The sequence below is a fragment of the Phenylobacterium sp. genome, assembly GCF_036263695.1.
Classification (GTDB): Bacteria; Pseudomonadota; Alphaproteobacteria; order Caulobacterales; family Caulobacteraceae; genus Phenylobacterium.
On record NZ_DATAGM010000463.1, the window covers coordinates 1 to 5,006 of the forward strand.

Sequence of the window (5,006 nt, forward strand, 5' to 3'; positions counted from 1 at the left end):
TTCGCTGCGAGCCTAGCCCGATGGGGCTAGGCGGTGGTGACAGGTTCGTGAACGCCGCCGCGGCAGAGCCGAAATGGGTACCGGAACCTTAAGAGTCGTGACAATCTTGTAATGTTCGCCCCGCTCGACCGGTGCGGATGCAACGAGACGATTGGGAGTGAAACATGCGGTCAACCGTAGCAGGCCATGGGCATCGGCCCCCGAGTCAGGCGGTGAGCGCGCTGATTCTTCTGGCTTTCGTGATGCTTCTGGCCATCGGCTTCTGGGCAGGGGCCGTGTGGATCGGGCAGAGCCTGATCGCCCTGGCGGTCTAGATCTCTACGGCCGGCCCACGCTCACGTAGTTGAAGCCGCGGACGCGCATGTCCTCGGGCCGGTAGACGTTGCGCAGATCGATCATCAGCGGCTGGTTCATCAGCAGCTTCAGCCTGTCGAGGTCGAGGGCGCGGAACTGGTCCCACTCGGTGATCAGCACCAGGGCGTCGGCGCCCGCCGCCGCCGCATAGGGATCCTCCTTCAGATCGATGTCGCGCAGCAGCTGGCGCGCCTCGGCCGCGCCGGCCGGATCGAACGCCTGCACCTTCGCTCCCATGGCCTGCAGCGCCGGCACGATGTCTAGCGAGGGGGCGTCGCGCATGTCGTCGGTGTTGGGCTTGAAGGTGAGGCCCAGGACGCCGACCGTCTTGCCCTTCAGGTCGCCGCCCATGGCGGTCATGATCTTGCGGGCCATGGCCTTCTTGCGCTGGTCGTTCACCCGCACGGTGGTCTCGATCAGCTCGACGGGCGAGCCGTAGTCGGTGGCCGTGCGCACCAGGGCCAGGGTGTCCTTCGGAAAGCACGAGCCGCCGTAGCCGGGGCCGGCGTGCAGGAACTTGCCGCCGATCCGGTTGTCGAGGCCGATGCCGCGGGCGACGTGTTGGACATCGCCGCCCACTGCCTCGCACAGGTCGGCCATCTCATTGATGAAGGTGATCTTCATGGCCAGGAAGGCGTTGGCCGCATACTTGGTCAGCTCGGACGTGCGCCGGCTGGTGAAGACGATTGGCGTCTCATTCAGATAAAGCGGCCGATATAGCTCGCGCATGATCTGGCGGGCCCGCTCGTCGTCGGTGCCCACCACCACCCGGTCCGGCCGCTTGAAGTCCTCGATGGCCGCACCTTCGCGCAGGAACTCAGGGTTGGAGACCACCGCGAAGTCGGCGTCCGGACGCTTGGCGCGGATGATCTTTTCGATCTCGTCACCGGTGCCGACCGGCACGGTCGATTTGGTGACGATGACGGTGAAGCCGTTCATCAGCCCGGCGATCTCTTCGGCGGCGGCGTAGACGTAGGAGAGGTCCGCGTGGCCGTCGCCGCGCCGCGAGGGCGTGCCGACGGCGATGAACACCGCGTCGGCCTTCTTCACCGCCTCGGCGGCCTCGGTGTCGAAGAACAGCCGTCCGGCCCGAACGTTCTGGGCCACCAGGGTGTCGAGGCCCGGCTCGTAGATCGGGATGCCGCCGCTCTTCAGCTGCTCGATCTTGGTGGCGTCCTTGTCGATGCAGGTCACGACGTGGCCGAAGTCGGCGAAGCAGGCGCCGGACACCAGGCCCACATAGCCGGTCCCGATCATGGCGACGTGCATGGAAGCTCCCGTGCGGAGGGTTTCAAGGCGCAGCTTTGAGCACGGTCGGCGCGCGGCGCCAACCGGCTGTCCGCGTTAGATTTCCTGGTTGTACGCGCCGACTTCCGGGCGCTTGGCCAGGCGGGGTTTCACTTCCTCGCGGAACAGGGCGCGCATGTCGTCCTCAGAGCGGCTGCTCTCCACCACGACGACGATCTCCGGCTTGTTTGACGAGGCGCGGACCAGCACCCAGGAGCCGTCCTCCAGCGCGACGCGCACGCCGTTGACGGTGATCAGGTCGGTGATCTTGCGGCCCAAGATGGTCCCGCCCGCGGCGCGCAGCTGCTCGTATTCCCTCACCACGCCGTCCACGACGCCGTATTTCACCTCGTCGCCGCAGTGCGGCGACATGGTCAGCGAGGTGTAGGCCACCGGCAGGGCCCGCTTCAGGTCCGACAGCTTCTTGCCCGGATTGCGGTCGAGCATCGCCAGGATGGCGGCGGCGGCCACCAGGCCGTCGTCGTAGCCGCGACCGAACGGGGCGTTGAAGAAGAAGTGGCCGCTCTTCTCGAAGCCGGCCAAGGCGCCCAGCTCGGCGGTCTTGCGCTTGATGTAGCTGTGGCCGGTCTTCCAGTAGACCGTCGTGGCGCCGTTCGACTTCAGCACCTCGTCGGTGGAGAACAGGCCGGTGGACTTCACGTCGACGATGAAGGTCGCGTCCTTGTGCAGGGCCGACAGGTCCCTTGCCAGCATCAGGCCGATCTTGTCCGCGAAGATCTCCTCGCCCTCGTCGTCCACCACGCCGCAGCGGTCGCCGTCGCCGTCGAAGCCCAGGGCCAGGTCGGCGCCGGTGTCCCGCACCCGCTGGGCCATCGCCTGCAGCATCACGTGGTCTTCGGGGTTCGGGTTGTATTTCGGGAAGGTGTAGTCGAGCTCGGTGTCCATCTCGATGAGCTCGGCCACGCCCATGGCGCGCAGGGCCTGGGGCGCGAAGGCGCCGGCCGTGCCGTTGCCGCAGGCGGCCACCACCTTAAGCGGCCGGGTCAGCTTGGTGCGCGAGGCGACGTCGGCGATGTAGCGCTCGGCCACGCCCTCGACGCGTCGCAGCACGCCGCCCTCGCGGGTCTTCCAGCCGCCCGTCAGCACGATCTCCTTCAAGCGGCCCATCTCGTCGGGCCCGAAGGTCAGCGGCCGCTGGGCGCCCATCTTGACGCCGGTCCAGCCGTTCTCGTTGTGGCTGGCGGTGACCATCGCCACGCACGGCGCGTCCAGGTCGAACTGGGCGAAATAGGCCATCGGCGAGACGGCCAGGCCGATGTCCAGCACCTCGCACCCGGCCGAGACCAAGCCCAACATCAGGGCCTGCTTGATTGACGCCGAATAGCTCCGGTAGTCGTGGCCGACGACGATCTTCCGCTGGCCGAGCTCGTGGATGTAGGTCCCAAGGCCCAGGCCGAGCGCCTGGACGCCCAGCAGATTGATCTCCGGTCCGAACAGCCAGCGCGCGTCGTACTCGCGAAAGCCGGTGGGCTTGACCAGCGGCAGGTCCTCGTAGAGCGCGGTGTTGGGGACGAGGTCGGCGCGCGGGGCAGGGAACATCGGCACTCCGTCAAGCGTGGTTCAGGGCTCCGTTCATAGTCGGCTGGCCCCCGGGAGCCAAACGAACGCTACAGCGCCGCTAAAGTTCGCCGGCGGCCGGCCCCCCACCTGATCTGCAAGCAACCATGATCGCAAAAGTGTCGCACTCGCCGTTCGCACTTCGTTAGCCATGGGGGCGCGAAGTGGAGCTCGATGCGGGCTCGCGCCCGCGCTTGGGCCGGGAAAATTCGTGAACATTCTCAACAGCATCACTGTCTCGCGAAAGCTGGCGATGGCTTTCGGTGCGATGATCCTGACGCTGGTGATTGTGGCCGCCGTGATCCTCGCCAACCTTCAGGTTGTGGAGGCGGCGCGGCGCGACAACGAACAGTCGCATCGGGCCATCGCGGCCATCGGCGCCGCGAATTTCTACACCCTGCGCCAGGAGAACAGCTTCCGGGGCCTGCTGCTGTCCGGCGACGCCTATTATTCGGAGCGGGTCCGCAAGCACCGCGGCAGCCTCAAGAAGACCCTCGCCGAGCTGCGGGAGCTCGAAGCCGGCTCGCCCGAGGACTTGAAGCTGATCGACGAGGCCGAGGCCGCCGCGGACGTCTGGTGGCGTGACATCGTCGAGGCCGGCGAGGCGCTGGCAGCGGATCCGGCGACCCACGCCCAAGCCGTGGCCATGGTCGCCTCCGACGGCATCGCCGACACCAAGATCGCACCGCTGGAGACCGCCCTCGAGACGCTGCAGAAGCGCGAGGATGAGCGCCTGGCCGAACGGGCTGCGCGAATGGAGGCGGCGTCCGCCCAGCTCATCACGGCTCTGGCGATCGGTCTGGCCGCCGCCACCCTGCTGGGCCTGGCGGCCTGGTTCAGCCTCGGCCGCGCGATCGCCGTGCCGGTGAAGGGGCTCACCTCCGCCATGCGCAAGCTGGCCGGCGGCGACAACACCGTCGACGTCCCCGCCACCGACCGGGGCGACGAGATCGGCCTGATGGCCAAGGCGGTTCTGACCTTCAAGGAAGCGGCCATCGAGAAGATCCGGCTGGAGGGCGAGACCCGACGCCAGCGCGAAGTCGCCGAGGCCGAGCGCAGCAGCCGCCTTGAGGCCGAGGCCGCGGCGGCCCGCGAGCAGGCCGTCGTGGTCGACGCCCTGGCCAGCGGCCTGGAGCGAATGGCCGACGGCGACCTCACCTTCCGCATCAACCAGGAGTTCCCCGGCCAGTACGGCAAGCTGAAGGCCGACTTCAACGCCGCCATGGGCCAGCTGCAGAACGCCATGACCGGCGTCGTCCAGAGCGTGTTGGCGATCCGCAACGGCGCGGCGCAGATTTCGGAAGCGGCCGACAACCTGTCCCGCCGCACCGAGCACCAGGCGGCCAGCCTCGAGGAGACGGCGGCGGCGGTGAAGGAGATCGCCGGCGCCGTCAAACGCACCGCGGAAGGCGCCAAGACCGCCGCGAACATCGTCGCCGAGACCAAGACCGCGGCCCAGGAGAGCGGCGGGGTGATGCAGGAGGCGACCGCGGCCATGGCCGCCATCGAGTCCTCCTCCGCCTCGATCGGCCAAATCATCGGGGTGATCGACGAGATCGCCTTCCAGACCAACCTGCTGGCTCTGAACGCCGGGGTCGAGGCCGCCCGCGCGGGCGAGGCCGGCCGCGGCTTCGCCGTCGTCGCTTCCGAAGTGCGCGCTCTCGCCCAGCGCTCGGCCGACGCGGCCAAGGAGATCAAGGCGCTCATCAACAGCTCGGCCAATCAGGTCGGCGCCGGCGTCGATCTGGTGTCCCGCAGCGGAGAGGTCCTCGGGCAGATCGTGACCC

At 68.1% G+C, this 5,006-nt stretch carries 3 protein-coding genes; 1 reads left to right on the top strand and 2 read right to left on the bottom strand.

Annotation, left to right across the window (positions count from 1 at the left end; genetic code table 11):
- Nucleotides 1–318 precede the first annotated feature (318 nt).
- Both VHK87_RS18620 and VHK87_RS18625 read right to left on the bottom strand, forming a co-directional pair.
- A complete protein-coding gene (locus VHK87_RS18620) occupies nucleotides 319–1,623 on the bottom strand; it encodes a UDP-glucose/GDP-mannose dehydrogenase family protein (protein WP_329636390.1) in 1,305 nt (434 codons plus the stop codon).
- Between the two features lie 75 nt (nucleotides 1,624–1,698).
- The gene (locus tag VHK87_RS18625) at nucleotides 1,699–3,201 is read right to left on the bottom strand and encodes a phosphomannomutase/phosphoglucomutase (RefSeq protein ID WP_329636391.1); all 1,503 of its coding nucleotides are present in this window, start codon (nucleotides 3,199–3,201) and stop codon (nucleotides 1,699–1,701) included.
- 229 nt (nucleotides 3,202–3,430) lie between these two features.
- Here VHK87_RS18625 and VHK87_RS18630 point away from each other — a divergent pair.
- On the top strand, nucleotides 3,431–5,006 hold a 1,576-nt coding region (locus VHK87_RS18630), incomplete at its 3' end, for a methyl-accepting chemotaxis protein (protein WP_329636392.1).